The organism is Paenibacillus sp. FSL W8-1187 (assembly GCF_037965485.1).
Classification (GTDB): domain Bacteria; phylum Bacillota; class Bacilli; order Paenibacillales; family Paenibacillaceae; genus Paenibacillus_O; species Paenibacillus_O pasadenensis.
The window spans coordinates 752,132-777,500 of record NZ_CP150181.1; the positions used below are offsets into that span (position 1 = coordinate 752,132).

Annotated in this window: 42 protein-coding genes (1 of these 42 only partly in view); 41 read left to right on the top strand and 1 reads right to left on the bottom strand. The window is 56.0% G+C overall.

Features of this window, described 5'->3' with window-relative positions:
* The first annotated feature begins 25 nt into the window (after positions 1-25).
* The 40 genes from tuf (at position 26) to NYE40_RS03470 (ending at position 23,900) form a co-directional block, all read left to right on the top strand.
* On the top strand, positions 26-1,216 hold the full coding sequence (tuf, locus tag NYE40_RS03275) for an elongation factor Tu (protein WP_028598196.1): 1,191 nt from the start codon (positions 26-28) through the stop codon (positions 1,214-1,216).
* Between the two features lie 358 nt (positions 1,217-1,574).
* Entirely contained in the window at positions 1,575-1,883 is a 309-nt protein-coding gene (rpsJ, locus tag NYE40_RS03280) for a 30S ribosomal protein S10 (RefSeq protein ID WP_017692074.1), read from the top strand.
* A gap of 46 nt (positions 1,884-1,929) precedes the next feature.
* Entirely contained in the window at positions 1,930-2,553 is a 624-nt protein-coding gene (gene rplC / locus NYE40_RS03285) for a 50S ribosomal protein L3 (RefSeq protein ID WP_028598197.1), read from the top strand.
* Positions 2,554-2,582: 29 nt separating this feature from the next.
* Entirely contained in the window at positions 2,583-3,206 is a 624-nt protein-coding gene (gene rplD, locus NYE40_RS03290; RefSeq protein ID WP_028598198.1) for a 50S ribosomal protein L4, read from the top strand.
* A complete protein-coding gene (gene rplW / locus NYE40_RS03295) occupies positions 3,206-3,496 on the top strand; it encodes a 50S ribosomal protein L23 (RefSeq protein WP_028598199.1) in 291 nt (96 codons plus the stop codon). Before rplD ends, rplW begins: the two co-directional genes overlap by 1 nt.
* A 26-nt stretch (positions 3,497-3,522) precedes the next feature.
* A complete protein-coding gene (gene rplB / locus NYE40_RS03300) occupies positions 3,523-4,353 on the top strand; it encodes a 50S ribosomal protein L2 (protein ID WP_028598200.1) in 831 nt (276 codons plus the stop codon).
* Between the two features lie 73 nt (positions 4,354-4,426).
* On the top strand, positions 4,427-4,705 hold the full coding sequence (rpsS, locus tag NYE40_RS03305; RefSeq protein WP_021878327.1) for a 30S ribosomal protein S19: 279 nt from the start codon (positions 4,427-4,429) through the stop codon (positions 4,703-4,705).
* A gap of 46 nt (positions 4,706-4,751) precedes the next feature.
* Positions 4,752-5,087 carry a 50S ribosomal protein L22 gene (rplV, locus tag NYE40_RS03310; RefSeq protein ID WP_028598201.1) on the top strand — a complete coding sequence of 112 codons (336 nt, stop codon included), beginning with the start codon at positions 4,752-4,754 and terminating at the stop codon, positions 5,085-5,087.
* Positions 5,088-5,100: 13 nt separating this feature from the next.
* Entirely contained in the window at positions 5,101-5,766 is a 666-nt protein-coding gene (gene rpsC, locus NYE40_RS03315; protein WP_028598202.1) for a 30S ribosomal protein S3, read from the top strand.
* Positions 5,767-5,768: 2 nt separating this feature from the next.
* Positions 5,769-6,203 carry a 50S ribosomal protein L16 gene (gene rplP / locus NYE40_RS03320; protein WP_028598203.1) on the top strand — a complete coding sequence of 145 codons (435 nt, stop codon included), beginning with the start codon at positions 5,769-5,771 and terminating at the stop codon, positions 6,201-6,203.
* Positions 6,193-6,393 carry a 50S ribosomal protein L29 gene (gene rpmC, locus NYE40_RS03325; RefSeq protein WP_028598204.1) on the top strand — a complete coding sequence of 67 codons (201 nt, stop codon included), beginning with the start codon at positions 6,193-6,195 and terminating at the stop codon, positions 6,391-6,393. Before rplP ends, rpmC begins: the two co-directional genes overlap by 11 nt.
* Before the next feature lie 47 nt (positions 6,394-6,440).
* On the top strand, positions 6,441-6,704 hold the full coding sequence (gene rpsQ, locus NYE40_RS03330; RefSeq protein ID WP_028598205.1) for a 30S ribosomal protein S17: 264 nt from the start codon (positions 6,441-6,443) through the stop codon (positions 6,702-6,704).
* Between the two features lie 38 nt (positions 6,705-6,742).
* Positions 6,743-7,111 carry a 50S ribosomal protein L14 gene (gene rplN, locus NYE40_RS03335; protein WP_028598206.1) on the top strand — a complete coding sequence of 123 codons (369 nt, stop codon included), beginning with the start codon at positions 6,743-6,745 and terminating at the stop codon, positions 7,109-7,111.
* A gap of 37 nt (positions 7,112-7,148) precedes the next feature.
* Positions 7,149-7,502, top strand: coding sequence for a 50S ribosomal protein L24 (rplX, locus tag NYE40_RS03340; RefSeq protein ID WP_084136920.1), 354 nt, complete (start codon positions 7,149-7,151; stop codon positions 7,500-7,502).
* Between the two features lie 31 nt (positions 7,503-7,533).
* The gene (gene rplE / locus NYE40_RS03345) at positions 7,534-8,076 is read left to right on the top strand and encodes a 50S ribosomal protein L5 (protein WP_028598208.1); all 543 of its coding nucleotides are present in this window, start codon (positions 7,534-7,536) and stop codon (positions 8,074-8,076) included.
* Positions 8,077-8,103: 27 nt separating this feature from the next.
* On the top strand, positions 8,104-8,289 hold the full coding sequence (locus NYE40_RS03350; protein ID WP_084136923.1) for a type Z 30S ribosomal protein S14: 186 nt from the start codon (positions 8,104-8,106) through the stop codon (positions 8,287-8,289).
* Between the two features lie 32 nt (positions 8,290-8,321).
* Positions 8,322-8,720: a 30S ribosomal protein S8 gene (gene rpsH, locus NYE40_RS03355; protein WP_028598209.1), complete on the top strand. Its 399-nt coding sequence runs from the start codon at positions 8,322-8,324 to the stop codon at positions 8,718-8,720.
* A 30-nt stretch (positions 8,721-8,750) separates the two neighbouring features.
* Positions 8,751-9,293, top strand: a complete 543-nt coding sequence (gene rplF / locus NYE40_RS03360; RefSeq protein WP_028598210.1) for a 50S ribosomal protein L6 — start codon at positions 8,751-8,753, stop codon at positions 9,291-9,293.
* Between the two features lie 56 nt (positions 9,294-9,349).
* Complete coding sequence (gene rplR, locus NYE40_RS03365) at positions 9,350-9,718, top strand: 50S ribosomal protein L18 (RefSeq protein ID WP_028598211.1); 369 nt, start codon at positions 9,350-9,352, stop codon at positions 9,716-9,718.
* Between the two features lie 26 nt (positions 9,719-9,744).
* Positions 9,745-10,245 carry a 30S ribosomal protein S5 gene (rpsE, locus tag NYE40_RS03370; protein WP_028598212.1) on the top strand — a complete coding sequence of 167 codons (501 nt, stop codon included), beginning with the start codon at positions 9,745-9,747 and terminating at the stop codon, positions 10,243-10,245.
* A 12-nt stretch (positions 10,246-10,257) separates the two neighbouring features.
* Positions 10,258-10,437: a 50S ribosomal protein L30 gene (gene rpmD, locus NYE40_RS03375; protein ID WP_028598213.1), complete on the top strand. Its 180-nt coding sequence runs from the start codon at positions 10,258-10,260 to the stop codon at positions 10,435-10,437.
* Between the two features lie 62 nt (positions 10,438-10,499).
* Positions 10,500-10,940, top strand: a complete 441-nt coding sequence (gene rplO, locus NYE40_RS03380) for a 50S ribosomal protein L15 (RefSeq protein ID WP_028598214.1) — start codon at positions 10,500-10,502, stop codon at positions 10,938-10,940.
* Positions 10,941-12,242: a preprotein translocase subunit SecY gene (secY, locus tag NYE40_RS03385; RefSeq protein WP_028598215.1), complete on the top strand. Its 1,302-nt coding sequence runs from the start codon at positions 10,941-10,943 to the stop codon at positions 12,240-12,242.
* A gap of 92 nt (positions 12,243-12,334) precedes the next feature.
* Positions 12,335-12,988 carry an adenylate kinase gene (locus tag NYE40_RS03390; RefSeq protein WP_028598216.1) on the top strand — a complete coding sequence of 218 codons (654 nt, stop codon included), beginning with the start codon at positions 12,335-12,337 and terminating at the stop codon, positions 12,986-12,988.
* Entirely contained in the window at positions 12,985-13,743 is a 759-nt protein-coding gene (gene map / locus NYE40_RS03395) for a type I methionyl aminopeptidase (protein ID WP_028598217.1), read from the top strand. The genes NYE40_RS03390 and map overlap by 4 nt, the downstream gene beginning before the upstream one ends.
* A 4-nt stretch (positions 13,744-13,747) precedes the next feature.
* Positions 13,748-14,053, top strand: a complete 306-nt coding sequence (locus NYE40_RS03400) for a KOW domain-containing RNA-binding protein (protein WP_028598218.1) — start codon at positions 13,748-13,750, stop codon at positions 14,051-14,053.
* Positions 14,031-14,246 (top strand): translation initiation factor IF-1, encoded by a 216-nt coding sequence (gene infA / locus NYE40_RS03405; RefSeq protein WP_015847200.1) that lies wholly within the window; start codon positions 14,031-14,033, stop codon positions 14,244-14,246. Before NYE40_RS03400 ends, infA begins: the two co-directional genes overlap by 23 nt.
* A gap of 41 nt (positions 14,247-14,287) precedes the next feature.
* Entirely contained in the window at positions 14,288-14,401 is a 114-nt protein-coding gene (gene rpmJ, locus NYE40_RS03410) for a 50S ribosomal protein L36 (protein WP_021296640.1), read from the top strand.
* A gap of 18 nt (positions 14,402-14,419) precedes the next feature.
* Complete coding sequence (gene rpsM / locus NYE40_RS03415) at positions 14,420-14,788, top strand: 30S ribosomal protein S13 (RefSeq protein ID WP_028598219.1); 369 nt, start codon at positions 14,420-14,422, stop codon at positions 14,786-14,788.
* 19 nt (positions 14,789-14,807) lie between these two features.
* Positions 14,808-15,203, top strand: coding sequence for a 30S ribosomal protein S11 (gene rpsK / locus NYE40_RS03420; RefSeq protein ID WP_028598220.1), 396 nt, complete (start codon positions 14,808-14,810; stop codon positions 15,201-15,203).
* Positions 15,204-15,332: 129 nt separating this feature from the next.
* On the top strand, positions 15,333-16,277 hold the full coding sequence (locus tag NYE40_RS03425) for a DNA-directed RNA polymerase subunit alpha (protein ID WP_028598221.1): 945 nt from the start codon (positions 15,333-15,335) through the stop codon (positions 16,275-16,277).
* Positions 16,278-16,296: 19 nt separating this feature from the next.
* Positions 16,297-16,662, top strand: coding sequence for a 50S ribosomal protein L17 (rplQ, locus tag NYE40_RS03430; RefSeq protein WP_028598222.1), 366 nt, complete (start codon positions 16,297-16,299; stop codon positions 16,660-16,662).
* Positions 16,663-16,788: 126 nt separating this feature from the next.
* Positions 16,789-17,544, top strand: coding sequence for a tRNA pseudouridine(38-40) synthase TruA (gene truA, locus NYE40_RS03435; protein WP_028598223.1), 756 nt, complete (start codon positions 16,789-16,791; stop codon positions 17,542-17,544).
* A gap of 190 nt (positions 17,545-17,734) precedes the next feature.
* Complete coding sequence (rplM, locus tag NYE40_RS03440) at positions 17,735-18,172, top strand: 50S ribosomal protein L13 (protein ID WP_028598224.1); 438 nt, start codon at positions 17,735-17,737, stop codon at positions 18,170-18,172.
* 18 nt (positions 18,173-18,190) lie between these two features.
* Entirely contained in the window at positions 18,191-18,583 is a 393-nt protein-coding gene (rpsI, locus tag NYE40_RS03445) for a 30S ribosomal protein S9 (RefSeq protein WP_028598225.1), read from the top strand.
* Between the two features lie 134 nt (positions 18,584-18,717).
* On the top strand, positions 18,718-19,695 hold the full coding sequence (locus tag NYE40_RS03450) for a nucleoside hydrolase (RefSeq protein WP_028598226.1): 978 nt from the start codon (positions 18,718-18,720) through the stop codon (positions 19,693-19,695).
* Positions 19,696-19,847: 152 nt separating this feature from the next.
* Positions 19,848-20,540: a phosphoadenylyl-sulfate reductase gene (locus NYE40_RS03455; protein WP_339279298.1), complete on the top strand. Its 693-nt coding sequence runs from the start codon at positions 19,848-19,850 to the stop codon at positions 20,538-20,540.
* Positions 20,541-20,563: 23 nt separating this feature from the next.
* Complete coding sequence (gene sat, locus NYE40_RS03460; RefSeq protein WP_339279299.1) at positions 20,564-21,733, top strand: sulfate adenylyltransferase; 1,170 nt, start codon at positions 20,564-20,566, stop codon at positions 21,731-21,733.
* A 117-nt stretch (positions 21,734-21,850) separates the two neighbouring features.
* Positions 21,851-22,678, top strand: a complete 828-nt coding sequence (gene cwlD / locus NYE40_RS03465; RefSeq protein ID WP_339279300.1) for an N-acetylmuramoyl-L-alanine amidase CwlD — start codon at positions 21,851-21,853, stop codon at positions 22,676-22,678.
* Between the two features lie 106 nt (positions 22,679-22,784).
* Positions 22,785-23,900, top strand: coding sequence for an Mrp/NBP35 family ATP-binding protein (locus NYE40_RS03470; protein WP_339279301.1), 1,116 nt, complete (start codon positions 22,785-22,787; stop codon positions 23,898-23,900).
* A gap of 75 nt (positions 23,901-23,975) precedes the next feature.
* On the opposite strand, the gene gerD is transcribed toward NYE40_RS03470, so the two are convergent.
* Positions 23,976-24,683 carry a spore germination lipoprotein GerD gene (gene gerD / locus NYE40_RS03475; protein ID WP_028598230.1) on the bottom strand — a complete coding sequence of 236 codons (708 nt, stop codon included), beginning with the start codon at positions 24,681-24,683 and terminating at the stop codon, positions 23,976-23,978.
* 174 nt (positions 24,684-24,857) lie between these two features.
* Here gerD and NYE40_RS03480 point away from each other — a divergent pair, with 174 nt between their 5' ends.
* A protein-coding gene (locus NYE40_RS03480) for a KinB-signaling pathway activation protein (protein WP_028598231.1) crosses the window boundary here: on the top strand, positions 24,858-25,369 show its 5' portion. It continues 130 nt past the right edge of the window; only the first 512 of its 642 coding nucleotides appear in the window; it begins with the start codon at positions 24,858-24,860; its stop codon lies off the right edge, out of view.

Genomic DNA, 25,369 nt, shown 5'->3' on the forward strand with positions numbered 1-25,369 from the left:
TGACCTTGAAGGAGGATTAAGTTCAATGGCAAAGGCTAAATTTGAACGTACTAAACCCCACGTTAACATTGGCACCATCGGTCACGTCGACCACGGCAAAACGACGCTGACGGCTGCCATCACGACGGTTCTTTCCAAAAAATACGGCGGCGCGGCAATCGCGTTCGACCAAATCGACAAAGCTCCAGAAGAGCGCGAGCGCGGCATCACGATCTCGACGGCACACGTCGAGTACGAGACGCCTAACCGCCACTACGCTCACGTTGACTGCCCAGGCCACGCCGACTATGTTAAAAACATGATCACCGGCGCAGCTCAAATGGACGGCGCGATCCTGGTTGTATCCGCAGCTGACGGCCCTATGCCGCAAACGCGCGAGCACATCCTGCTCTCCCGCCAAGTCGGCGTTCCTTACATCGTCGTATTCCTGAACAAATGCGACATGGTTGAAGACGAAGAGCTCCTCGAGCTGGTTGAGATGGAAGTTCGCGACCTCCTCAACGAGTACGAGTTCCCAGGCGACGACACGCCGATCATCCGCGGCGCTGCTCGTGAAGCCCTGCAAAACCCAGACGGTCCATGGGCTGATAAAATCATCGAGCTCTTCGAGCAAGTTGATACGTACATCCCGACTCCTGAGCGCGACACGGCGAAGCCTTTCCTGATGCCAGTCGAGGACGTGTTCACGATCACGGGCCGCGGTACGGTTGCAACTGGCCGTATCGACCGCGGTACGGTCAAAGTCTCCGACGAGGTCGAAATCATCGGTCTTGCTGAAGAATCCCGCAAATCCGTCGTTACGGGCGTTGAAATGTTCCGTAAGCTGATGGACTCCGCTCAAGCTGGCGACAACATCGGCGCCCTGCTTCGCGGCGTTGACCGTAAAGACATCGAGCGCGGACAAGTTCTGGCCAAGCCAGGCTCCGTTAAGCCGCACACGAACTTCACGGCTCAAATCTACGTCCTGACCAAAGAAGAGGGCGGACGCCACAAGCCTTTCTTCACGGGCTACCGTCCACAGTTCTACTTCCGCACGACGGACGTAACGGGCATCATCAACCTGCCGGAAGGTACGGAAATGGTTATGCCTGGCGACAACATCACCGTTACGGTTGAGCTGATCGCTCCAATCGCAATCGAAGAAGGCACGCGCTTCTCGATCCGCGAAGGCGGCCGTACGGTAGGCGCTGGCGCCGTAGCAACAATCCAAAAATAAGCTTTCTGCAGCGTCAGCTGCAGCTTGCAAAATCCCCTGCCTCTCAGGCAGGGGATTTTTGTTTGAACGATTGGATTCGATTCACTCCATTATTATAGAAGAAACACGATCCGATCGAAGGAATCGAGGATGGAGCGAAAACGGCTTCCGGCATGGGAAAGGCAATGCAGCGCGGCAAGCTGGCATTTCCATGTTGCAATCGCCCATCCAACGTGATAAACTATTGTCTGTTGGTCTGTGACGTTGCGATGATGCGGGAGGTTGCTGACACACCCGGCTCCTTTGCCATGGAGCGTGTGGGAGGAGTTCTCGCGGAGTATGTCCGATACTAAATTGGGCGATAGAAGGAGGGACTTATATGGCAAAGCAAAAGATTCGTATTCGCTTGAAAGCATACGATCACCGCATTCTTGACCAGTCTGCAGAGAAAATCGTGGAAACCGCAAAACGTTCCGGAGCAGGTGTTTCTGGACCGATTCCGCTTCCGACGGAAAAGCAAATCATCACCATTCTCCGTGCAGTACACAAGTACAAGGATTCGCGCGAGCAATTCGAGCAGCGTACGCACAAGCGTCTGATCGATATTGTGAACCCGACTCCGCAAACGGTTGATGCGCTGATGCGTCTGGACCTGCCGTCCGGTGTCGATATCGAAATCAAACTGTAAGTTATCCACAAGCGAAAGCTAAGTGAGAACGAAAAGAGGTGTCAACATGAAGGGTATCTTAGGCAAAAAGATCGGTATGACGCAAGTGTTCACAGCTGAAGGTAACGTCGTGCCAGTCACGGTTATCGAAGCCGGTCCATGCGTCATCCTGCAGAAGAAAGACCAAGAGAACGACGGCTACGAGGCGGTTCAACTCGGCTTCTCCGACAAAAAGGAGAAAAACGCGACGAAACCTGCTATCGGCCATGCGAAAAAAGCCAATACGGCTCCTAAGCGCTACATTCGTGAAATTCGCGGCATTAACCTGGGCGAATATGAAGTTGGCCAAGAAATTAAAGCCGACGTATTCACGGAAGGCGAATTCGTTGACGTAACTGGCGTATCCAAGGGCAAAGGCTTCCAAGGCGTAATCAAGCGCTGGGGACAAAGCCGCGGCCCGATGGCGCACGGTTCCCGCTACCACCGCGGACCTGGTTCGATGGGCTCGATCCAAGCGAACCGCGTTCCAAAAGGCAAGCGCCTGCCAGGCCATATGGGCCACGAGACGATTACGATTCAAAAGCTTGAAGTCGTACGCGTCGATGCAGAGCGCAATGTCCTGCTGGTTAAAGGCTCTATTCCGGGCCCTAGAAACAGCTTCGTAAAAATCAAACAAACGGTGAAGAAATAAGCACCGCCTGAAGAAAGGAGGAACAAGCTATGCCTAAAGTAGCTATCTTCAACGTGAGCGGCTCCCAAGTCGGCGACATCGAACTTTCCGAGCATGTCTTCGGCATCGAGCCTAACTCGCATGTCCTGCATAGCGCCGTTCTGCTTCAGCAAGCAGCCGAGCGCGCTGGCACGCACAAGACGAAAGGACGCTCCGAAGTACGCGGCGGCGGACGCAAGCCTTGGAAACAAAAAGGCACCGGCCGCGCTCGTCAGGGCTCGATCCGCTCCCCGCAATGGGTTGGCGGCGGCACTGTCTTCGGACCGACTCCGCGCAGCTACAGCTTCAAGCTGCCTAAGAAAGTTCGCCGTCTGGCGATTCGTTCGGCACTGTCTTCCAAAGTCATCGCAAGCGAGCTGATCGTTCTCGATCAACTGAGCTTCGAAGCTCCGAAGACGAAAGAGTTCAAAGCCGTGCTGAACAACCTCAAAGTCGGCCGCAAAGCGCTTGTCGTTACGGCTGAATTCGAGAACAACGTGGCTCTGTCCGCCCGCAATATTCCTGGAGTGAAGTTCGTCGCAGCTGATGGCATCAATGTTCTGGATGTGCTGTCGCACGACCAACTCATCATCACCAAGGATGCGGTCGAGAAAGTACAGGAGGTGCTTGCGTAATGAAGGATCCACGCGATATTATCAAGCGCCCGGTGATCACGGAACAAACGACTGAGCTCATGGGAGCAAAACGCTATGTGTTCGAAGTCGACATCCGTGCGAACAAAACCGAGATCAAATCTGCTGTCGAGCAGATCTTCAATGTAAAGGTCAGCAGCGTAAACACGCTGCGCGTGCCGGCTAAGCCGAAGCGCTACGGCCGTCATTCCGGTTACACGTCCGAGTGGAAGAAAGCCTTCGTTCAACTGAGCGAAGACAGCAAAGAGCTGGAATTCTTCGAGTCGGTCTAATCTGACGAGACAAGGAGGGAAACAAAGTGCCAATCAAGAAGTACAAACCGACTTCCCCGGCCCGTCGCGGCATGTCGGTCTCGACATTTGAAGAGATCACAACGAACGTACCGGAGAAATCGCTCCTGGCGCCGCTTTTCAAAAAAGCCGGCCGCAACAACCAGGGCAAAATTACGGTTCGCCACCACGGCGGCGGACATAAGCGCAAGTACCGCATCATCGACTTCAAGCGCAACAAGGATGGCATCGTAGGACGCGTAGCGACGATCGAGTATGATCCGAACCGCACCTCGAACATCGCGCTGATCCACTACGTCGATGGCGAGAAGCGCTACATCATCGCTCCTAAAGGCCTGAAAGTCGGCGACCAGATCGTTTCCGGTCCATCCGCCGACATCAAAGTGGGCAATGCGCTTCCACTGGAAAACATTCCGGTCGGTACGCTGATCCACAACATCGAAATGAAGCCTGGCAAAGGCGGACAACTCGTTCGCGCTGCCGGTACGGAAGCTCAGCTCCTCGGTAAAGAGGATGCATACGCGGTTATCCGTCTGACTTCCGGCGAGGTTCGCCGCATTCTGAAAACTTGCCGCGCTACGATCGGATCTGTTGGCAACGAGGATCACGAGCTCGTGAAAATCGGTAAAGCCGGCCGTTCCCGTTGGCTGGGCAAGCGTCCTGAAGTTCGCGGCGTCGTCATGAACCCGAACGATCACCCTCACGGTGGTGGTGAAGGCCGCGCTCCGATCGGACGCAAATCGCCTATGTCTCCTTGGGGCAAACCGACCCTCGGCGCCAAAACGCGGAAGAAGAAGAAAGCATCGAGCCAATATATTATTCGTCGCCGCACGAAATAATAATCGCTTGAGCGACTGCGCGTGACGTAAGTCTGCGTCACGCTAACGTCTCGAGGAAGGGAGGAACCACTTCATGGGTCGTAGTTTGAAAAAAGGTCCTTTCATCGATGGGTACCTGCTGAAAAAGGTTGAAGAACTCAACGCTGCGAACAAAAAGACGGTGATCAAAACTTGGTCCCGCCGTTCCACGATCTTCCCGCAATTCATCGGACACACGCTGGCTGTTTACGACGGCCGCAAGCACGTGCCGGTCTATGTGACGGAAGACATGGTCGGACATAAGTTCGGCGAATTCGCACCGACTCGTACCTACAAAGGTCACGACGACGACAAGAAAACGGGCAGACGCTAAGCCGCTGCCTTTCCATAATCAAGCTGTTTGAGAGGAGGTACCTGTCATGGCAGAAGCAAGAGCACATGCTAACCAAGTCCGCATCGCGCCACGCAAGGCTCAGCTCGTCGTTGATCTGATCCGCGGCAAGCAAGTCGGCGAAGCGATCGCGATCCTGCGCCACACTCCGCGCGCCGCGTCCCCGATCGTTGAGAAGCTGCTGAACTCGGCAATCGCCAACGCGGAGCACAACTACCAGCTGGACGTGAACAATCTGGTCGTATCCCAGGTATTCGTCAACCAAGGTCCGACGATGAAACGGTTCATGCCGCGCGCTATGGGACGTGCAAGCCGCATCAACAAGCGCACCAGCCACATTACGCTGGTCGTATCCGAAAAATAAGGAGGGATAACGAGTGGGTCAAAAGGTAAATCCGGTTGGTCTCCGGATCGGAGTCATCCGGGATTGGGAATCCAAATGGTACGCGGGTAAAGACTTCGGCACTCTTCTCATGGAAGATGTTCGAGTTCGCGAATTCCTTAAAGGAAAACTTAAAGACGCTGCTGTATCCCGCATCGAGATCGAGCGCGCGGCGAACCGCGTCAACGTCACGATCTACACGGCGAAGCCGGGTATGGTCATCGGCAAGGGCGGCTCCGAGGTGGAGAACCTCCGCAGCGAGCTGACTCGCATCACGGGCGGCAAAAAAGTCCACATCAACATCTCCGAAATCAAGCAAGCGGATCTGGACGCAACGCTCGTTGCCGAAAGCATCGCTCAACAGCTGGAGCGCCGGACTTCGTTCCGCCGCGCCATGAAACAAGCTCTGCAACGTTCCATGCGCGCAGGCGCAAAAGGAATCAAGACTTCGGTCAGCGGCCGTCTCGGCGGCGCAGAGATCGCTCGTCAAGAAGGATACAGCGAAGGCACCGTTCCGCTTCATACGCTGCGCGCCGACATCGACTACGGCACGGCTGAAGCCCATACGACTTACGGCCGCATCGGCGTAAAAGTGTGGATCTACCGCGGTGAAATCCTTCCTTCTAAAAAGAAAGCAGCCGTCCAGGAAGGAGGCAACTAATCATGTTGGTACCTAAACGCGTCAAACACCGCAAAGAACAACGCGGACATATGAAAGGTCGCGCTAAAGGCGGCACGGAAGTTCACTTCGGTGAATTCGGCCTGCAAGCGCTCGAACCGGGTTGGGTCACCAACCGTCAGATCGAGTCCGCTCGTATCGCTATGACCCGTTACATCAAGCGTGGCGGTAAGGTCTGGATCAAGATCTTCCCTTCCAAGCCGATCACCCAAAAGCCTCTCGAGGTGCGGATGGGTAGCGGTAAAGGTAACGTTGAGAAATGGGTTTCCGTCGTGAAGCCTGGCAAAGTGATGTTCGAGCTTGCCGGCGTATCCGAGGAAATCGCTCGCGAAGCAATGCGCCTTGCGGCCCACAAGCTCCCGGTTAAAACGAAGTTTGTGAAACGCGAAGAAGTGGGTGGTGAAGCAAATGAAAGCTAGTGAATTCCGCAACCTGACCACTGATGAGCTCAACCAAAAGGTTGCCGGCTTTAAAGAAGAGCTGTTCAACCTCCGCTTCCAACTGGCTACGGGCCAGCTGGACAACCCGACGCGCATCAGCGCCGTTCGGAAAGAAATCGCACGTGCCAAAACGGTACTGCGCCAAAGAGAACTGGGAATCAGCAGCTAATTCAGCCGCGTGCTTATACACGCCCAGCCTGAGGAAGGAGGATGAACATGAGCGAACGCAACAACCGCAAAGTTCAGATTGGCAAAGTGGTCAGCGACAAAATGGATAAAACGATCGTGGTGGCTGTAGAAACCTACAAAAAACATGATCTGTACCATAAACGCATCAAGTACACGAAGAAATTCAAAGCCCATGACGAGAACAACACCGCGAAAATCGGTGACACGGTTAAAATCATGGAAACTCGCCCGCTGTCGAAAGACAAGCGTTGGAGACTGGTCCAAGTCGTAGAAGAAGCCGTAATCCTCTAATACGATTCGACCATCAAGTTTGAAAGGAGGACATTTCAATGATTCAACCTTTTACACGCCTTGCGGTTGCTGACAACTCCGGCGCGAAAGAACTGATGTGCATCCGCGTACTGGGTGGTACGGGACGTCGTGTAGGACACATCGGTGATCTGATCGTTTGCTCGGTCAAACAAGCAACACCCGGTGGCGTTGTCAAAAAAGGCGATGTAGTCAAAGCGGTTATCGTTCGCACGAAGCGCACGGTTCGCCGCAAGGACGGTTCCTACATCGCATTCGACGAGAATGCAGCTGTTGTCGTGAAGGAAGACAAATCCCCTCGCGGTACCCGTATCTTCGGGCCAGTTGCGCGCGAACTTCGTGAAAAAGACTTCATGAAGATCGTATCGCTTGCACCGGAAGTTATCTAATCTAGCTGCGTGATTCAAGGAGCAGGAGGTGTAACACATGCCAAAGGTTAAAAAAGTTCTGGAATCCCACAACAACAAGCTGCACGTGAAAAAGGACGATACCGTTATCGTCATCACGGGCAAAGATAAAGGCAAAAAAGGCCGCGTCATCGCAGCTTACCCTCGTGAGAACCGCGTTCTGGTCGAAGGTGTGAACATGGTGAAGAAGCATTCGCGTCCTTCCCAAGCGAACCCTCAGGGCGGCATCATCGAGCAAGAGGCTCCGATCCATGTATCCAACGTGATGCACGTGGATCCGAAGAGCGGAAACGTAACCCGCATCGGCTACAAAGTGCTGGACAACGGCAAGAAAGTCCGCGTTGCGAAGCGTTCCGGCGAGGTTATCGACTAATTATTCTTTACGGAAAGGAGGACCCTTTACCATGGCAGCAAGAATGAAAGAGCGTTTCCTGAACGATGTGACTCCTGCTCTGATGCAGAAGTTCAACTACTCGACTGTAATGCAGGTGCCGAAGATCGAGAAAGTCGTCATCAACATGGGCGTAGGCGAAGCAGTCGCCAACTCCAAAGTGCTTGATACGGCCGTCGAAGATCTCCGCCTCATCTCCGGTCAAAAGCCGGTTATCACGCGCGCGAAGAAGTCGATCGCAGGCTTCAAGCTTCGTGAGAACATGCCGATCGGGGTTAAAGTAACGCTGCGCGGCGACCGCATGTACTACTTCCTCGACAAGCTGTTCAACACCGCGCTTCCGCGCGTACGCGACTTCCGCGGCGTATCGACCAAAGCTTTCGACGGTCGCGGCAACTACACCCTCGGTCTTAAAGAGCAGCTGATCTTCCCGGAGGTCGAATACGACAAAGTCGATAAAGTCCGCGGCATGGACGTCGTTATCGTAACGACGGCGAAGTCGGACGAAGAATCCCGTGAGCTGCTGACCCAACTGGGAATGCCGTTCGCGAAGTAATCGCCAATCAGGAGGTGTAATACCAAAGTGGCTAAAACTTCGATGAAAATAAAGCAACAACGCACGCCGAAGTTCAAGGTTCGTGCCTACACGCGCTGCGAGCGCTGCGGACGTCCTCACTCGGTTCTGCAGAAGTTTAAAATTTGCCGGATTTGTTTCCGTGAATTAGCATACAAAGGCCAGATTCCTGGCGTGAAGAAGGCCAGCTGGTAATCCGTCTTAGTTAGGGAAGGAGGTACACAAGAATGGTTATGTCTGATCCGATCGCAGATATGCTTACCCGTATCCGCAATGCGAATCTTGTCCGTCATGAAACCGTTGAAATGCCCGCTTCGAAAATCAAGAAGCAAATCGCTGATATTCTGAAGCGTGAGGGCTTCATTCGTGACGCTGAATATATCGAGGACAGCAAGCAAGGGATGATCCGTATTTTCTTGAAATACGGCTCCAACAACGAGCGCGTCATCACGGGCCTCAAGCGCATCAGCAAGCCTGGCCTGCGCGTCTACACGAAATCGGGCGAAATCCCGCGCGTACTCGGCGGTCTCGGCATCGCGATTATCTCCACGTCCAAGGGAGTTATGACCGACAAGGAAGCTCGTCAAGGCAAAGCTGGCGGCGAAGTCGTCTGCTACGTCTGGTAATCTAAAGCTACAGCGATAGGAGGTGCAACAATGTCCCGTATTGGTCGAAAACCCATTACTGTCCCTAGCGGAGTGAACGTCTCCCTGGACGATACGGTGATCACGGTAAAAGGACCGAAAGGTTCCCTTAGCCGTCCGGTCCATAAAGATATGAAAGTTAACCTGGAAGAGGGCACGATCCTCGTGGAGCGTCCTTCCGACAACAAGCTGCACCGCTCCTTGCACGGAACGACCCGCAGCATCATCGCGAACATGGTCAGCGGTGTAACGGATGGCTTCTCCAAAAACCTCGAGCTCGTCGGCGTCGGCTACCGTGCTTCGAAGCAAGGCGAGAAAGTCGTCCTGAACGTCGGCTACTCCCACCCGGTTGAAATCGTGCCTGCACAAGGCATCGAGTTCGAAGTCGTGGGCAACAACAAGATCACGGTTCGCGGCATCGACAAAGAGCTTGTCGGCGCGACAGCGGCTAAGATCCGTGCCGTACGCGAGCCAGAGCCTTACAAAGGCAAAGGCATCAAGTACGAAGGCGAGCGCATCATCCGCAAGGAAGGCAAGGCCGGCAAGAAAAAGTAAGCATGATCGCATGCTGACGATAGCAGCACCACGAACGAAGAAGGGAGGATCCCTCAATGATCACCAAAGGCGACAAAAACAAAGCCCGTCTGAAACGCCATCTGCGTGTCCGCAAGAAAATCAACGGCACGGTAGAGCGTCCTCGTCTGTCGGTATACCGTTCCTCCAAGCACATCTATGCTCAACTGATCGACGATGTGGCTGGCGTAACGATCGCATCGGCTTCCACGCTGGACAAAGAGCTTGCTGAGAAAGTGAGCAACGGCGGCAACGTGGAATCCGCAAAGCTGGTTGGAGAACTGATCGCGAAACGTGCCAAGGAAAAAGGCCACGAAGCGGTTGTCTTCGATCGCGGCGGCTACCTGTACCATGGACGGATTCAAGCACTGGCTGACGCAGCTCGCGAAGCTGGTCTCCAATTCTAATTTTCTGACAAGGGAGGTATATCGACTTGCGTATTGATGCAAATGCGCTGGGTGAACTGCAAGAGAAAGTGGTTCACATCAACCGCGTAGCGAAAGTAGTCAAAGGCGGACGCCGCTTCAGCTTCAGCGCTCTGGTCGTTGTCGGCGACGGCAAAGGCCATGTAGGCGCCGGCATCGGCAAAGCTCAAGAGGTTCCAGACGCGATCCGCAAAGGGATTGAAGATGCGAAGAAAAACATGATCTCGATCCCGCTCGTGAACACGACGATCCCGCACCAAGTGCTCGGTCACTTCGGCGCTGGTCAAGTTCTGCTCAAACCGGCTTCCCAAGGTACCGGCGTTATCGCTGGCGGCCCTGTGCGTGCCGTGCTCGAGCTGGCAGGAGTCGGCGACATCCTGACCAAATCCCTCGGTTCTTCCAATTCCATGAACATGGTCAACGCAACGCTCGAAGGGCTCTCCCGCCTGAAACGCGCTGAGGACGTTGCCAAGCTTCGCGGAAAAACGGTTGAAGAGCTGCTGGGTTAAGGAGGGAACACGATGGCTAAATTGCAAATCACCCTCGTCCGCAGTCTGATCGGCCGCAACGAGAAGCAACGCGCTACAGTCGCGTCGCTCGGTCTTCGCAAGATCCGCCAAACGGTTGTTCATAACGACAGCCCCGCGATTCGCGGTATGGTGACCCACGTGAGTCACCTGGTTAAAGTGGAAGAAGTATAAGAGACGATCAAGCATCGTCTATCCATAGATTTACAAAGAGCAACAAGGAGGTGCAACGAACGATGAAACTGCATGAACTCAAACCAGCTGAAGGTTCCCGCAAAGCTCCATACCGCAAAGGCCGCGGTATCGGCAGCGGCAACGGCAAAACCGCAGGCAAAGGCCACAAAGGTCAAAACGCACGTTCCGGCGGCGGCGTCCGTCCGGGCTTCGAAGGCGGTCAAAACCCGCTTTATCGTCGTCTGCCTAAGCGTGGTTTCAACAATCCTTTCCGCAAAGAGTACGCGATCGTCAACATCGAAGAGCTCAATGTATTTGAAGCTGGCTCCGAAGTTACTCCGGAAATTCTTGTCGCTAAAGGGATCGTAAAAAATCCTCAAGCCGGCATCAAGATCCTGGGCAACGGCGAAGTAACGGTTAAGCTGACGGTTAAAGCAAACAAGTTCTCTCAATCTGCGGTAGAGAAAATCCAGGCTGCCGGCGGTCAAACCGAGGTGATCTAATTGTTCAAGACGGTTTCAAACATTTGGAAAGTGGAGGACCTCCGGCGGAGAATCCTCTTTACCCTTTTCATTTTGCTTGTATACCGCATCGGTTCCTTCATTCCGGTGCCCAACATCGACAAGGACGTCTTCACCCAACTTGACAACTCAGGCTCAGATCTTTTTGGCTTGCTGAACACGTTCTCGGGCGGCGCGCTCTTCCAATTCTCGATCTTCGCGATCGGCATCATGCCGTACATTACGGCGTCGATCATTGTCCAGCTGCTTTCGATGGATGTCATTCCTAAGTTCGCAGAATGGGCAAAAGAAGGCGAGAACGGAAAGCGCAAGCTGGCGCAGATCACTCGCTACGGTACGATTGGGTTGGGTCTTGTCCAGGGTTTTGCAACAGCAGTTGGTTTCAACCGCATGTACAACTACCAGATGGTTCAAGACGCGAACTTCGCGGTATACGCGATGATCGCGATTGTCCTGACGGCAGGTACGGCATTCCTGATGTGGCTCGGAGAGCAGATTACGGAACGCGGCATCGGCAACGGCATCTCGGTGATTATCTTCGCGGGTATCATCGCTGGCCTGCCGGGCCATATCCGCAAAATCTACACGACGTACTTCGTCGATAAGACGGACCAGGTATTCCTGGGCGTCCTCCAGGTGCTGGCCATTCTGGTTGGGATCATCCTCATGATTATCGGCGTCATCATCGTCCAGCAAGGGATTCGCAAAATCCCGGTGCAATACGCGAAGCGTGTTGTCGGACGCAAGATGTACGGCGGCCAATCGACGCACATTCCGCTCAAAGTGAATGGCGCGGGCGTTATCCCGGTTATCTTCGCGATCTCGCTGCTGATGTTCCCGTCCACAATTGCGCAGTTCTGGGCCAGCCACGACTGGGCTCAATGGATCATCACCCACCTCGCACCGGATAAGGCGCTTGGAATGGTGATCTATGTTATACTGATTATCGGCTTCACCTTCTTCTACACCTTCGTGCAGATCAATCCTGTACAGATGGCGGACCAGATGAAGAAGAATGGCGGCTACATCCCTGGCGTTCGTCCGGGCAAGCCTACCTCGAGCTACATTACCCGCGTCATGTCGAGAATCACGTTGTTCGGGGCGCTGTTCCTGGCCATCATCTCGATCCTGCCGGTGTTCTTCGGCTCGTTGTTCGGTCTTGACCGCACGATTCAGCTCGGCGGTACTTCGCTGCTGATCGTTGTCGGCGTCGCGCTCGACACGATGAAGCAGATCGAGAGCCAGCTGATCAAGCGTCACTACAAAGGGTTCATCAATAAATAACACGAGGCTTCGAACGGGCGGCTTGACGGCTCCACTTGGGGAGCTGCAGGTCAGCCCGCGCGTGCCTATAGTGCCAAAGCGAGGACGACAGGATGAACATTCTTTTCATGGGCCCTCCGGGAGCCGGCAAGGGTACCCAGGCCGAGAGAATCGTCGAACAGTTCAACGTTCCTCACATCTCCACCGGAGACGCATTCCGGCTGGCGATGAAGCAGGGCACGCCGCTTGGTCAGAAAGCGAAGGAATTCGTCGATCAAGGACTGCTTGTTCCGGATGAAATTACGAATGGCATCGTACGCGAGCGACTGCTGCTTGCCGACTGCGAGAAGGGCTTCCTGCTGGATGGCTTTCCGCGGACGCTTCAGCAAGCCGAAACGCTTGATGTCATGCTGGCCGAAATGGGCCGCAGCATCGATCATGTCGTCAATCTTCATGTCGATCGCGGACTTCTGCTCGCCCGGCTCACCGGACGCCGCATCTGCAAAACCTGCGGCGCTACCTATCATGTGATGTTCAATCCTCCGAAGGTGGAAGGCATCTGTGACAAGGATGGCGGAGAGCTGTACCAGCGCTCGGATGACACGGAAGAAAAGGTCGGCACCCGCTTGGACGAATACATCTCCAAGACGGCCCCGCTTCTGGAATACTACAGCGGCAAAGGTCTGCTGCGTGAAGTGAACGGAGAGCAGGAAATCGATCAAGTCACCGCCGACATCGCCGGTCGTCTGCGGGGTTCGAACGAATGATAATTTGCAAGTCTGAAGCCGAACTGCGATTCATGAGAGAAGCGGGACGCATCGTGGCCGAAACGCATCGCCTGATGGCGGACGCGGTACGGGCCGGGGTTACGACCCGTGAGCTGGATGACATCGCCGATCGCTACATTCGCAGTCAGGACGCAATTCCATCTTTTAAAGGCTACAATCAGTTTCCTGGCAGCATTTGCGCTTCTGTAAACGAAGAACTGGTGCACGGCATTCCGGGCAGCCGCAAGCTCAAGGACGGAGATATCATCACGCTGGATATCGGCGCCCAGTTTGAGGGCTACCACGGAGATTCGGCTTGGACCTATCCGGTAGGCGACGTCACGGAAGAAGTTCGACGTCTGCTGGAAGTGACCGAACGATCGCTGTACGCCGGGCTTGAGCTGGTCAAACCGGATGTTCGGCTGTATACGGTCTCGCACGCCATTCAAAAAGTGGTGGAGGATGCGGGCTTTTCCATTGTACGCGAGTATGTCGGGCACGGAATTGGAAAGGATCTTCATGAAGAGCCGCAAATTCCGAACTACGGCATTCCGGATCGCGGACCCCGGCTGAAGCCTGGAATGGTGCTGGCCATCGAGCCGATGGTGAACATCGGGGAGCGCTACGTCCAGACCTTGTCGGACAATTGGACGGTTGTAACGGTTGACGGCTCCTGGTGCGCTCATTACGAGCACACGGTAGCGGTCACGGAGAACGGTTGCGAGATTTTGACGAAGCTGCCGGAGGCGAAGTAGGGTCTTGGATCCGCTTGCTCAGATCGGACGCCTGGTCAAAGTGCTTCGAGGCAAGGACGAGGGCAGCCATGCGGTCATCATCGGCGTCTTGGACGAGAAATTCGTCCTGATCGCGGATGGAGACGGGCGTCGCTTCGACTCGCCGAAGAAGAAGAACATGCAGCATCTTCAGTTACTTCCGGCTCTCAGCAGCGAAGTTTCGGACAGCATGTCCGAGACGGGCCGGGTGACCAACGCCAAGCTAAGATTCGCCATACAGAAGTACACAAGCCGAAAGGAGAATGAGGATGGCCAAGGAAGACGTCATTGAAGTCGAAGGTACGGTAATCGAGCCGTTGCCAAATGCCATGTTCAAGGTTGAACTGGAGAACGGCCACCAGATTCTCGCTCATGTATCCGGCAAGCTCAGAATGCACTTTATCCGTATTCTGACCGGAGACAAAGTGGTTATCCAGTTGTCGCCTTACGATCTGTCCAGAGGACGCATCACCTATCGGAAGTAGGCCTCGTGCCTGCAGAGGAAGGATTCGGGAGGTAATTCACAATGAAGGTCAGACCTTCGGTTAAGCCGATCTGCGAAAAATGCAAAGTCATTCGTCGCAAAGGCAACGTTATGGTCATCTGCGAAAATCCGAAGCACAAACAAAGACAAGGTTAAGAAGGGAGGAAACGATTCATGGCACGTATTGCTGGTGTAGACTTGCCGCGCGACAAGCGCGTTGAAATCGCGCTCCAATACATCTTCGGTATTGGCAAGACGACGGCTCAGAAAATTCTGGCCGAAACGGGCGTCAGCGCTGCGACTCGCGTACGCGACCTCACGGAAGACGAAGTGAGCAAGCTGCGTGAAGTCATCGACAAATCCGTCAAAGTGGAAGGCGATCTCCGCCGCGAGATTTCCCTCAACATCAAGCGCCTCGTCGAAATCGGATGCTATCGCGGTATCCGTCACCGTCGCGGCCTGCCGGTTCGCGGACAACGCACGAAGACGAATGCGCGCACGCGCAAAGGTCCTCGTCGTACGGTAGCGAACAAGAAGAAATAACAAGGGGGGATAACGAACAATGGCTAAAGCTAAAAAAGTCGTACGTACGAAACGTCGCGATCGGAAAAACGTCGAGTCCGGCGTTGCCCACATCCGCTCGACGTTCAACAATACGATCGTTACGATCACGGATCCGCACGGCAATGCGATCTCCTGGGCGAGCTCCGGCAACCTTGGTTACAAGGGCTCCCGCAAAAGCACGCCTTTCGCCGCTCAAATGGCTGCCGAAGCCGCTGCGAAAGCCGCTATGGAGCATGGCATGAAAGCCGTCGAGGTTATGGTTAAAGGTCCGGGCGCAGGCCGCGAAGCTGCGATCCGTTCCCTTCAAGCCGCTGGCCTTGAAGTCAACCTGATCAAAGACGTAACGCCGGTTCCTCACAACGGCTGCCGTCCGCCGAAACGCCGTCGCGTATAGTTCGTCGAAGTCTGTGGTATCAAATTGCGACAACTTGTGAATAATGGTTGTGAAGCTTTGGCATACTACAAGATTTGACGCCATGGAACGTTATAGATACGGAGCGACGTTTTGAAGGAGGGTACACTAGTGATTGAGATCGAAAAGCCGAAAATCGAAACCGTAGAGCTGAGTGACGATGGAGCATATGGCCGATTTGTCGTCGAGCCTCTCGAACGGGGCTACGGGACGACTCTCGGAAACTCGCTTCGCCGCATTCTGCTCTCGTCGCTTCCCGGCGCGGCAGTGACGTCCGTTCAGATTGACGGAGTGCTTCACGAGTTTTCCACGGTTCCAGGAGTCATGGAAGACGTGACCGAAATGATCCTGAACCTGAAGGGCCTGTCGCTCAAAATCCATTCCGACGAAGAGAAGGTACTGGAAATTGACGCAGAAGGCGAAGGGAACGTTACCGCGGGCGACATCCGTGCGGACAGCGATGTCGAGATTCTCAGCCCTGATCTTCATATCGCAACCTTAGCTTCCGGCGCACGGCTCCATATGAGGATTTTCGCCAATCGCGGCCGCGGTTATGTGCAAGCCGACCGCAACAAACGCGAAGACCAGCCGATTGGCGTCATTCCTGTTGATTCGATCTACACGCCAATTACCCGTGTCAACTATAGCGTCGAAAACACTCGCGTCGGCCAAGTCACCAACTATGACAAGCTGACGCTTGAAGTGTGGACCGATGGCAGCATCCGTCCGGAAGAGGCCGTAAGCCTCGGCGCTAAGATCCTGACCGAGCATTTGGACTTGTTCGTCGGACTGACCGATGAAGCCAAAGACGCGGAAATTATGGTTGAGAAGGAAGAGGACAAAAAGGAAAAGGTTCTCGAGATGACGATCGAGGAGCTGGACCTGTCCGTTCGTTCCTACAACTGTCTCAAACGTGCAGGCATCAATACCGTGCAAGAGCTGACCATGAAAACCGAAGAAGACATGATGAAGGTCCGCAACCTGGGCCGCAAGTCTTTGGAGGAAGTTCAGGAGAAGCTCGAAGAACTCGGTTTGGGCCTCCGCACAGAAGAATAGCATCAAGGAGGGGAAATCGATGGCATACTCGAAACTGGGACGCGACGCAAGCGCTCGGAAAGCTCTGTTCCGTGACCTTGTGACCGACCTTTTCCTGTACGAGCGCATTCAAACGACGGAGGCGAAAGCCAAAGAAGTGCGTTCGATCGCAGAGAAACTCATTACGAAGGCAAAGCGCGGAGATCTCCACGCTCGTCGTCAAGTGGCCGCTTACGTGCGCCGCGAGACGATCGACGGAGAGCAGGACGCAATCCAAAAGCTGTTTGGCGAACTGGCGGGCCGTTACACGGAGCGCGCAGGCGGTTACACCCGGATCCTCAAGCTGGGACCTCGTCGCGGCGACTCTGCGCCTATGGTCTACCTGGAACTGGTTGACCGCGCTTAATCCAGCGACTGCCGCCCGCGGGCAGCAGGCAAAAGGTGGACCGATGAGGCCACCTTTTTTCTTTTGTCCATAATCGGGTTCATGGACAAGCTCAAGGAGTAGATTGCAGCAAGGAGAGAATGCGGCTTGCGAAACATTCGGATGAAGATCGCCTACGATGGAACTCGCTACAACGGATTCCAGACGCAGCCGGGAGGCAACACGATCCAGGACATCATCGAGTCGGCGATCGAGACGCTCACCGGAACCCGGACGAGGATCATCGGATCCGGAAGGACGGATGCGCGCGTGCATGCGGAGGGCCAAGTTTTCAATTTCCATACCGACTCCCGAATCGCGGTCGAACGGTGGGCGCTTGCGCTCAACAGCCGTCTGCCCGAAGATATTCGGGTCGTGGAGTCGGCGGCGGAAGTTCCCGATGCTTTTCATTCCCGGTTTTCGGCCAAGCGCAAGACGTACCGCTACTCGATCTGCACGGGAAAGTTCCACGACGTGTTTCGCCGGAACTTCGAATTCCATCATCCTTCCCCCAAGCTGGATGTCGCTGCGATGCGCGAGGCTCTCCGTCATTTGCAAGGCGAGCATGACTTCACCTCGTTCACGACCAATCATGCCGACGAGAAGTCTCACGTGAGGACGATATACAGCGCTGTGCTGAAGGAAGAGGAAAAGCGGCTGGAGCTTTATTTGACGGGCAACGGCTTCCTTTACAATATGGTGCGGATCATAGCCGGCACGCTCATCCATGTCGGACAAGGCAAGATTGCCCCGGCTGCGATTCCAGGCATGCTGCAGGGACGGAATCGTCTGCTGGCGGGACCGACTGCGGTCGCTCACGGACTGACGTTGATCAATGTCGAATATGGCGATGCGGAGAAGTAAAAATCCTTGCGCTGGGCTCTCCTTTATTGTAATATATAACTTGTGCTTTCTTATTGGCTCTCCCACAGCCCCGCATAAGAATTGCACCTACATCCATGAAATAGGCAAGACAAGCAGCATCCAACATGACTACGAACTGTAACCGAAGATTGACCATAAACGAAAGCCAACCATTGAAGGAGGATCTCCCATGCGCACCACTTATATGGCGAAGACGAACGAAGTCCAACGCAACTGGCACGTCGTCGACGCATCCGGCCAAACGCTCGGCCGTCTGGCCAGCGAAGTCGCCAGCCTGATCCGCGGCAAGCACAAGCCTCAATTCACGCCTCACGTTGACACGGGCGATTTCGTCGTCGTCATCAACGCAGAGAAGATCGTCCTGACGGGCAACAAATGGAATGACAAGAACTACTACCGTCACTCCATGCATCCGGGCGGCCTGAAAGTTACGCCTGCCAAAGATCAGCTGAAAAAGAAGCCGGAATCCCTTGTGGAATATGCGGTACACGGCATGCTGCCGAAAAACCGTCTGGGCGACAAAATGAAGCTGAAGCTGAAAGTATACGCTGGTTCGGAGCATCCGCACCAAGCTCAAAATCCGGTAGCTTACGAGCTGCGCGGTTAATCGAAGGAGGACCCTACAATGGCTCAAGTCCAATACTATGGCACTGGTCGTCGTAAACACTCCGTAGCACGCGTACGTCTCGTGCCGGGTGAAGGACGCATCATCATCAACAAGCGCGAGCTGGACGAGTACTTCGGTCTCGAAACGCTCAAGCTGATCGTGAAGCAACCGCTCGTTCTGACCGAAACTGTCGGCAAATACGACATCATCGTACTTGCGCATGGCGGAGGCACTTCCGGCCAAGCTGGCGCGATTCGTCACGGCATCTCCCGCGCTCTGCTGAAGGCAGATCCGGAGTTCCGTCCATCTCTGAAGCGCGCTGGTTTCCTGACGCGCGACCCACGTATGAAAGAACGGAAGAAATACGGCCTGAAAGCAGCTCGCCGTGCTCCTCAGTTCTCCAAACGTTAATCGAACGTACAGCCTTTCCCGATTCATCGGGAAAGGCTTTTTCTTTTTCGACAGGGTTTTATGGGCAGGCTATAATAAGACAGGATGCAGTCTTGTCCTTTTGCGAACGACCAACATCACGGGAGGTACATACGATGACAAAAGCTTTGCCGGTTTATTTCAACCATGACGGAGGCGTAGACGACCTCGTCTCGCTTTTTCTTTTGCTGCAGATGGAGCAAGTCGACCTGATCGGAGTGTCGGTCATTGATGCGGACTGTTATGTCGAGCCAGCCGTTTCCGCCAGTCGCAAGATCATCGACCGTTACGGGCGTGCCGAGCTCAAGGGACTTGAAGTGGCGCGCAGCAATTCGAGGGGGAAAAATCCGTTTCCGAAAGACTGGAGGATGCATGCGTTCTATGTCGACGCGCTGCCGCTGCTCAACGAGCGCTCCGATGTCGTGACGAAGGAAGCCGCCAAGCCGGCGCATCTGGATTTGATCGAAAAGGTGTCGAAGTGCCCGGAAAAGGCGACGCTGCTGTTCACCGGCCCGCTTACCGACCTGGCTCGCGCGCTGGACGCCGATCCTTCGATCGAAGCCAAGATCGAGAAGCTGTACTGGATGGGCGGAACGTTCCTCCCGGACGGGAACGTGCATGAACCGGAGCATGACGGAACGGCGGAGTGGAACGCGTTCTGGGATCCGGAGGCGGCCAAGCGCGTATGGGATAGCGGCATCAAGATCGAGATGGTCGCTCTGGAAAGCACGAACAAAGTTCCGCTGACAGTAGACACGCGCAAAGAGTGGGCGCAGCTGCGCCGATTCGAGGGCATCGATTTCCTCGGCCAATGCTACGCGACCGTTCCGCCGCTCGTGCATTTCGCGACCAATTCCACGTACTACCTGTGGGATGTGCTGACGACCGCCATCATCGGCAAGCCCGAGCTGGTCTCTTCTCATGAAGTGGCTTGCGATGTCCTGGCGGATGGTCCATCGCAGGGAAGGACCATCCCTTCCGAGGGCGGACGAATCGTAACCGTCGTCGACGATGTCGATCCGGAGGCCTTCTTCCGTTATTTGACCGATCTGGCTCGGGGCGCCGACCGTGACGGAGTGTATCGAATCGTATAAGGACGCCTTATCCAGAGGATAAAGAATCCTTATCTGACGCGGAAATTCGGCCATTTTGCCCTCAATTAAGCAATTGAACATTAGAGGTCTACCCCGTATAATTAAAACCATACGGACTTACTTGGTTTTAACATAGGGGAGGGGACCGGACATTGAACTTGCTGGAAAAAGAGGCGCTGATCGCCGAACAAGCCGTGAAGCTTGAAACCGCATCGCCGGAGGAGATCCTGAAATTTGCCGTCGAGACGTTTCCCAATATAACGTTTGCTTGCAGCTTTGGAGCGGAGGATGTCGTGCTGGTCGACATGCTGCACAAAGTAAGCCCGAAGACGGATGTTTTTTATCTCGATACGGATTACCACTTCAAGGAAACGTATGAAACGCGCGATCGCATGGAGCAGCGCTACGGGATCCGTTTCGTCCAGGTGAAGCCGGTGCTCACGCCGGAGGAGCAAGCGGCTCAGCATGGCGAGGAGCTGTGGAAGAGCGATCCGAACGCCTGCTGCAACATTCGCAAGGTCGAGCCGCTGACGCGCATCCTTTCGCAATACGAGGCGTGGATTACCGGCATTCGCCGTGACCAGGCTCCGACTCGCGCCAACGCGAAAAAGATCGAATACGACACGAAATTCGGCCTCGTCAAGTTCAATCCGATCGCCCATTGGACTTCGGACGATGTATGGGACTATATCCGCAGCAACGACATCATCTACAACCCGCTCCATGACCGCAACTTCCCGAGCATCGGCTGCGAGCAGTGCACGCGTCAGGTCGCGCCGGGCGAAGACCCGCGCGCGGGACGCTGGTCGGGCAGCGACAAAACCGAATGCGGCCTGCACAAGTGAGCCCAAGGGAGGATAACGGAATCATGTCTAGCATCAAGCCCCATGGCGGAGTACTCGTCAACCGGATCGCCGCCGGCGAGCAGCGGGAGCAACTGCTCGAGGAAGCAAGTCAGCTCACAAGCCTGACGGTAGACAGCTGGACCGTCTCCGATCTGGATCTGATCGGCGTCGGAGCCTTTTCCCCGCTGGAGGGCTTCCTGTCGGAGGCCGATTACCATTCAGTCGTCGAACGGATGCGGCTCGAAAGCGGCATCGTCTGGAGCATTCCAATTACGCTTCCGATCGACGAGCAGACGGCAGCCGAGCTGAAGATCGGCCAGCGGGTCGCGCTGAAGGGCGAGGATGGCGTCGTTTATGGCCTGCTCGACGTGGCAAGCATCTACACCGTCGATCAGCGCCGCGAAGCGGTGCAGGTGTTCAAGACGGACGATCTGGAGCATCCCGGCGTCAAAAAGCTGTTCTCCCGCTCCAGCACGTACGTGGGCGGTCCGATCACCGTCCTGAACCGTCCGCAGCCGGAGAAGTTCGGCGAGTTTTATTTCGATCCGAGCGATACCCGTCGCATCTTCGCCGAAAAAGGCTGGAAAACCGTCGTCGGCTTCCAAACCCGCAACCCGGTCCACCGCGCCCATGAATTCATTCAAAAATGCGCGATGGAGATCGTAGACGGCCTATTCCTGAACCCGCTCGTCGGAGAGACGAAGTCGGATGACGTGCCGGCCAACGTCCGTATGAAGAGCTATGTGGCGCTTCTGGAAAATTACTATCCGGAGAGCCGCACGTTCCTTGGCGTCTTTCCTGCAGCGATGCGCTATGCCGGGCCGCGCGAAGCGATCTTCCATGCGCTCGTGCGCAAAAATTACGGATGTACGCATTTCATCGTCGGACGCGATCATGCGGGCGTAGGCGACTACTACGGCACGTACGAGGCGCAGGAGCTGCTCAAGACGTTCGCGGCCGAGGATCTCGACATTACGCCGCTTTATTTCGAGCACAGCTTCTTCTGCAGGAAATGCGGCAACATGGCGACCAGCAAAACGTGTCCGCATGACAAGTCGGAGCATGTCGCGCTGTCCGGCACCAAAGTCCGCGAGATGCTGCGTGCCGGCATTTGCCCGCCTCCGGAGTTCTCCCGGCCCGAGGTCGCGCAGATCCTGATCGAGGGCATGCAGGAGCAGCCGGCGCATTCCTAAAGCGGCAGCGCCCCTGTTCGAGGCATGAAGCAGCACCCTGTCCCATATAGTGGATGATAGCGATAGGCTTGGATAAGCCTGAGCCGATCATCGACGCGGGATGGGGTGTTTTTTATTATGCAGGACGTTCGAGATAAAAAAGGCCGGGAAGGAAGGCATGGACTGTATCCGACTCGTCGACGGCTCGTCGTCTGGATCAGCTCGCGCGGCTGGTCCCGAATCGGACTCGCCTCGCTGATGCTGCTTGTTCTCGGGGGACTGCTGCTGACGCAGCTGCCTTCGGCCAGCATCGGAACGACTTGGACGCTTCCGCTCAGCGGCAAGACGGTCGTGCTTGACGCCGGGCATGGCGGTCCTGACGGCGGGGCGGTCAGCAAGAGCGGGCTGATCGAAAAAGACCTCAATCTGGCGATCGCGCTTCAGCTGCGGGATTATTTGCAGCAAGCCGGCGCGATCGTCTATGTGACGAGGGAAGGGGATCAGGATCTGGCGGGAGCGGAGACCAAAGGATACAAAAGCCGCAAGACGGAAGATCTCGTCGCCAGAGCGCGCTTCGTGGAGGAGAAGAAGGCCGATCTCATGGTCAGCATCCACATGAACAGCATCCCCTCGCCCAGATGGTCCGGGGCGCAGACGTTCTATTATCCGAACCATGAGGGCAACCCGGCGCTTGCCTATCTGATCCAAGACGAGATCAGGCTCAATCTGGCCAATACGAATCGTTCCGCGGCCAAGGCGCCGAATACGGTTTATCTCCTCAAGGCGGTCAAGACGGCTCCAAGCGCTCTTGTCGAGGTCGGATTCCTTTCCCATCCCGGAGAAGCGGCGCGGCTGGCCGACGGCACGTACCAGCGGCAGGTCGCGGCCTCCATCTACAAGGGGATCCTGCGTTACAGCAGCGGCGAGCGTCCAGCCGGAACGACGGACAAGGCGGCGCGGCCGTAAGGAAAGCGGAGCTTCCGGTATGCTATACTAGGAGCATACCCATTCGAAGCGGCCGGCGCGAAAGTCCCGCCGCTTCGATGCATGCCGGAAGGTGGAGACCGCAACTATGCTCACACGCGAACAAGTATTGGAAGCCGTGAATGCTGTCACGGCTCGCTTCGCGGACGGAACGTCCGTCCGCGACATTATGGCCAAGGACCGTCAAGCTTCGCTGACGGTCCTCGTCCCGAGCGGCGCCGAGCGCGCGCCGCTGGAAGCCGCGCTGCGCGAAGCGCTCGCGCAGGCAGGGGCCGAGACCGCGCATCTGCGGTTCCGGCCCCTGGAAGCCCCGGCAGCGGCGGCGCAGCCTGCCGCCCCTGCCGGGGCCTCCCCTGGCGCGGCGCCGAGCGCTGCCGCCGCGCCAGGCGCTGCAGGCGCCGCCCCCGTGCGAGGCCACGGGGCGGGCCTGGAGGGCGTGCCGCTGCTCTCCGCGGAGAGCGGCACGGAATTCATCGCCATCGCCAGCGGCAAGGGCGGCGTCGGCAAATCGACCGTCACCGTCAACCTCGCGGTGGCGCTGGCCCGCAGGGGCAAGCGCGTCGGACTCGTCGACGCCGACATCTACGGCTTCAGCGTGCCTGACATGATGGGCATCGAGGAGCGGCCGGAAGTCGTCGACGGCCGCATTCAGCCGATCGAGCGCTTCGGCGTCAAGGTCATCTCGATGGGCTTTTTCGTCGAGGACAACAGCCCGATCGTATGGCGCGGGCCGATGCTCGGCCGCATGCTGCGCAACTTTTTCCAAGAAGTCGAGTGGGGAGAGCTGGATTACCTGCTGCTCGACCTGCCGCCGGGCACGGGCGACGTCGCTCTCGACGTGCATCAGATCCTCCCGCAGAGCAAGGAGATCATCGTGACGACTCCGCATGCGACAGCGGCGTTCGTCGCTGCCCGTGCCGGCGCGATGGCGCTGCACACGGAGCATGAGATTCTCGGCGTCGTGGAGAACATGTCGTATTACTTGAGCCCATCGACGGGCGAAAAGGAATATGTGTTCGGCAAAGGGGGAGGAGCCCGCCTCGCGGAAAACCTCCACACCGATTTGCTGGCGCAGATTCCGCTTGGCGCTCCGGACAACCATGTGTCGGAGCGGGACTTCTCCCCTTCCGTCTACAAAGCCGAAACCGAAACGGGACAGCTCTACCTGGAGCTGGCCGATCGGGTCATCGCCCGGACCTGGTAAGCCCGCCCGCCTATATCGTAAAAAAAGCAGTCCCCTCGGGTAGGGGACTGCTTTTGCATTCGAGCCCGCATGAGCCTACGTCGATGATTCTTCGCTGCTCTCCTCGCTGCCTTCCTCGCCGCCGCCCTCTTCTCCGCCGCTCCCGCCTTCCTGGCCGCTTCCCGAAGAGGACTTCGTATCGACCTTCTCCTCCGGCTTGACGCGCAGCTCTTCCTGAACCGCCTTTTTCAGCAGATCCAAAATCTCCACGCGGAAGAGCGGATTGGACATCGACTCCTGCATGATCGTCATGACCTGCTTGCGATACTGGCCGCTCATCAGCACCTCAAGGATCATCTTGTCCATTTCCGGCGTCTTCATGGCGGCAATGAGCTCTTTCTGATATGCCGGGTCCTTCATGAGCTCCTTATGGATATCCTTGTTCTGCTTGTTGACCGCCTTGGCGAATTCGCCGGCAAAGCGCGTATCGGTCATCATCGTCTTGATGACCTTGTCGTAGTCCGGCGACGTAATTGTCTCTTTCACCGCCATCCGCACGCTTTCGGCGTCCTGCATCGACAGCATCTTGATGCCGCTCTCGCTCGTGCCTGAGGCGCTCATTTGGCTTTCTTGAAGCGCTTTTTGCGCGTCCTCGGTTTTCAGGATGTCGATCACCATCGATTTCATGTCTTTATAGCTCAGCTGCTGCCCGCCTCCGCTTTGCGGTTCGGCGCCGCAGCCGGAGAGAAGGGTTGCGGACAAGGCAGCGAGTAAAATACCGTACAAGGCCCGTTTCACGTTCATGCGCTTGAGGCTCCTTTCCTTCGCTTGCCGGTCCGGGTGGAGCTTGGAGCCGGCGGGGATAGGTACAGTATGTGCGGAGGAGCGGGGGAATATCAGGGCCAAGCCTTAGCTTTTTCACCCGTTCATGGTAAGATAATGATCAGATCGAACTCGGTTTGGGAGGATGCAGCAACAATGACAATCCGCAAGTGGTTTTTCCTGTTCTGGACGACGATGGCTATCGGAGCGGGCGCCACGCTCGTCACCGGCCTTGCGATGCAGCTCATGGATCAGACGCTCCGAGCCTACGGCTGGTCGGGCGCAGGCTTCAATACCTTCAATATGGTGCTCGTCGGACTGCTGATCGGCGCGTTCAGCCAGATGGGCTTTTTCGCGTATCTGACCGTCAATTACATCGCCCTCAGCGTTTTCCGCAAATCCTATCTCTGGAGCGCTCTGCAAGCGTATACGACCGTGTTCGCGCTGGGATTCCTCGTTTATGTGCTGTACCAATCCCGCGAGCAGACCGGAATGGTGCTGTTCTGGGCGCTGCCGATCGTGCTGGCGGCCGTCGCCTGGGGCGTCGGCTACTGGAAGACCCGCTTGACCAACAACAAGGCATTCATCCCGACGCTGTTCCTCATGATCGTCGTGACCTCCATCGAAGCTTGGCCGAGCTTCCAAGGCGAGGGGGGAGAGGTCAGCGC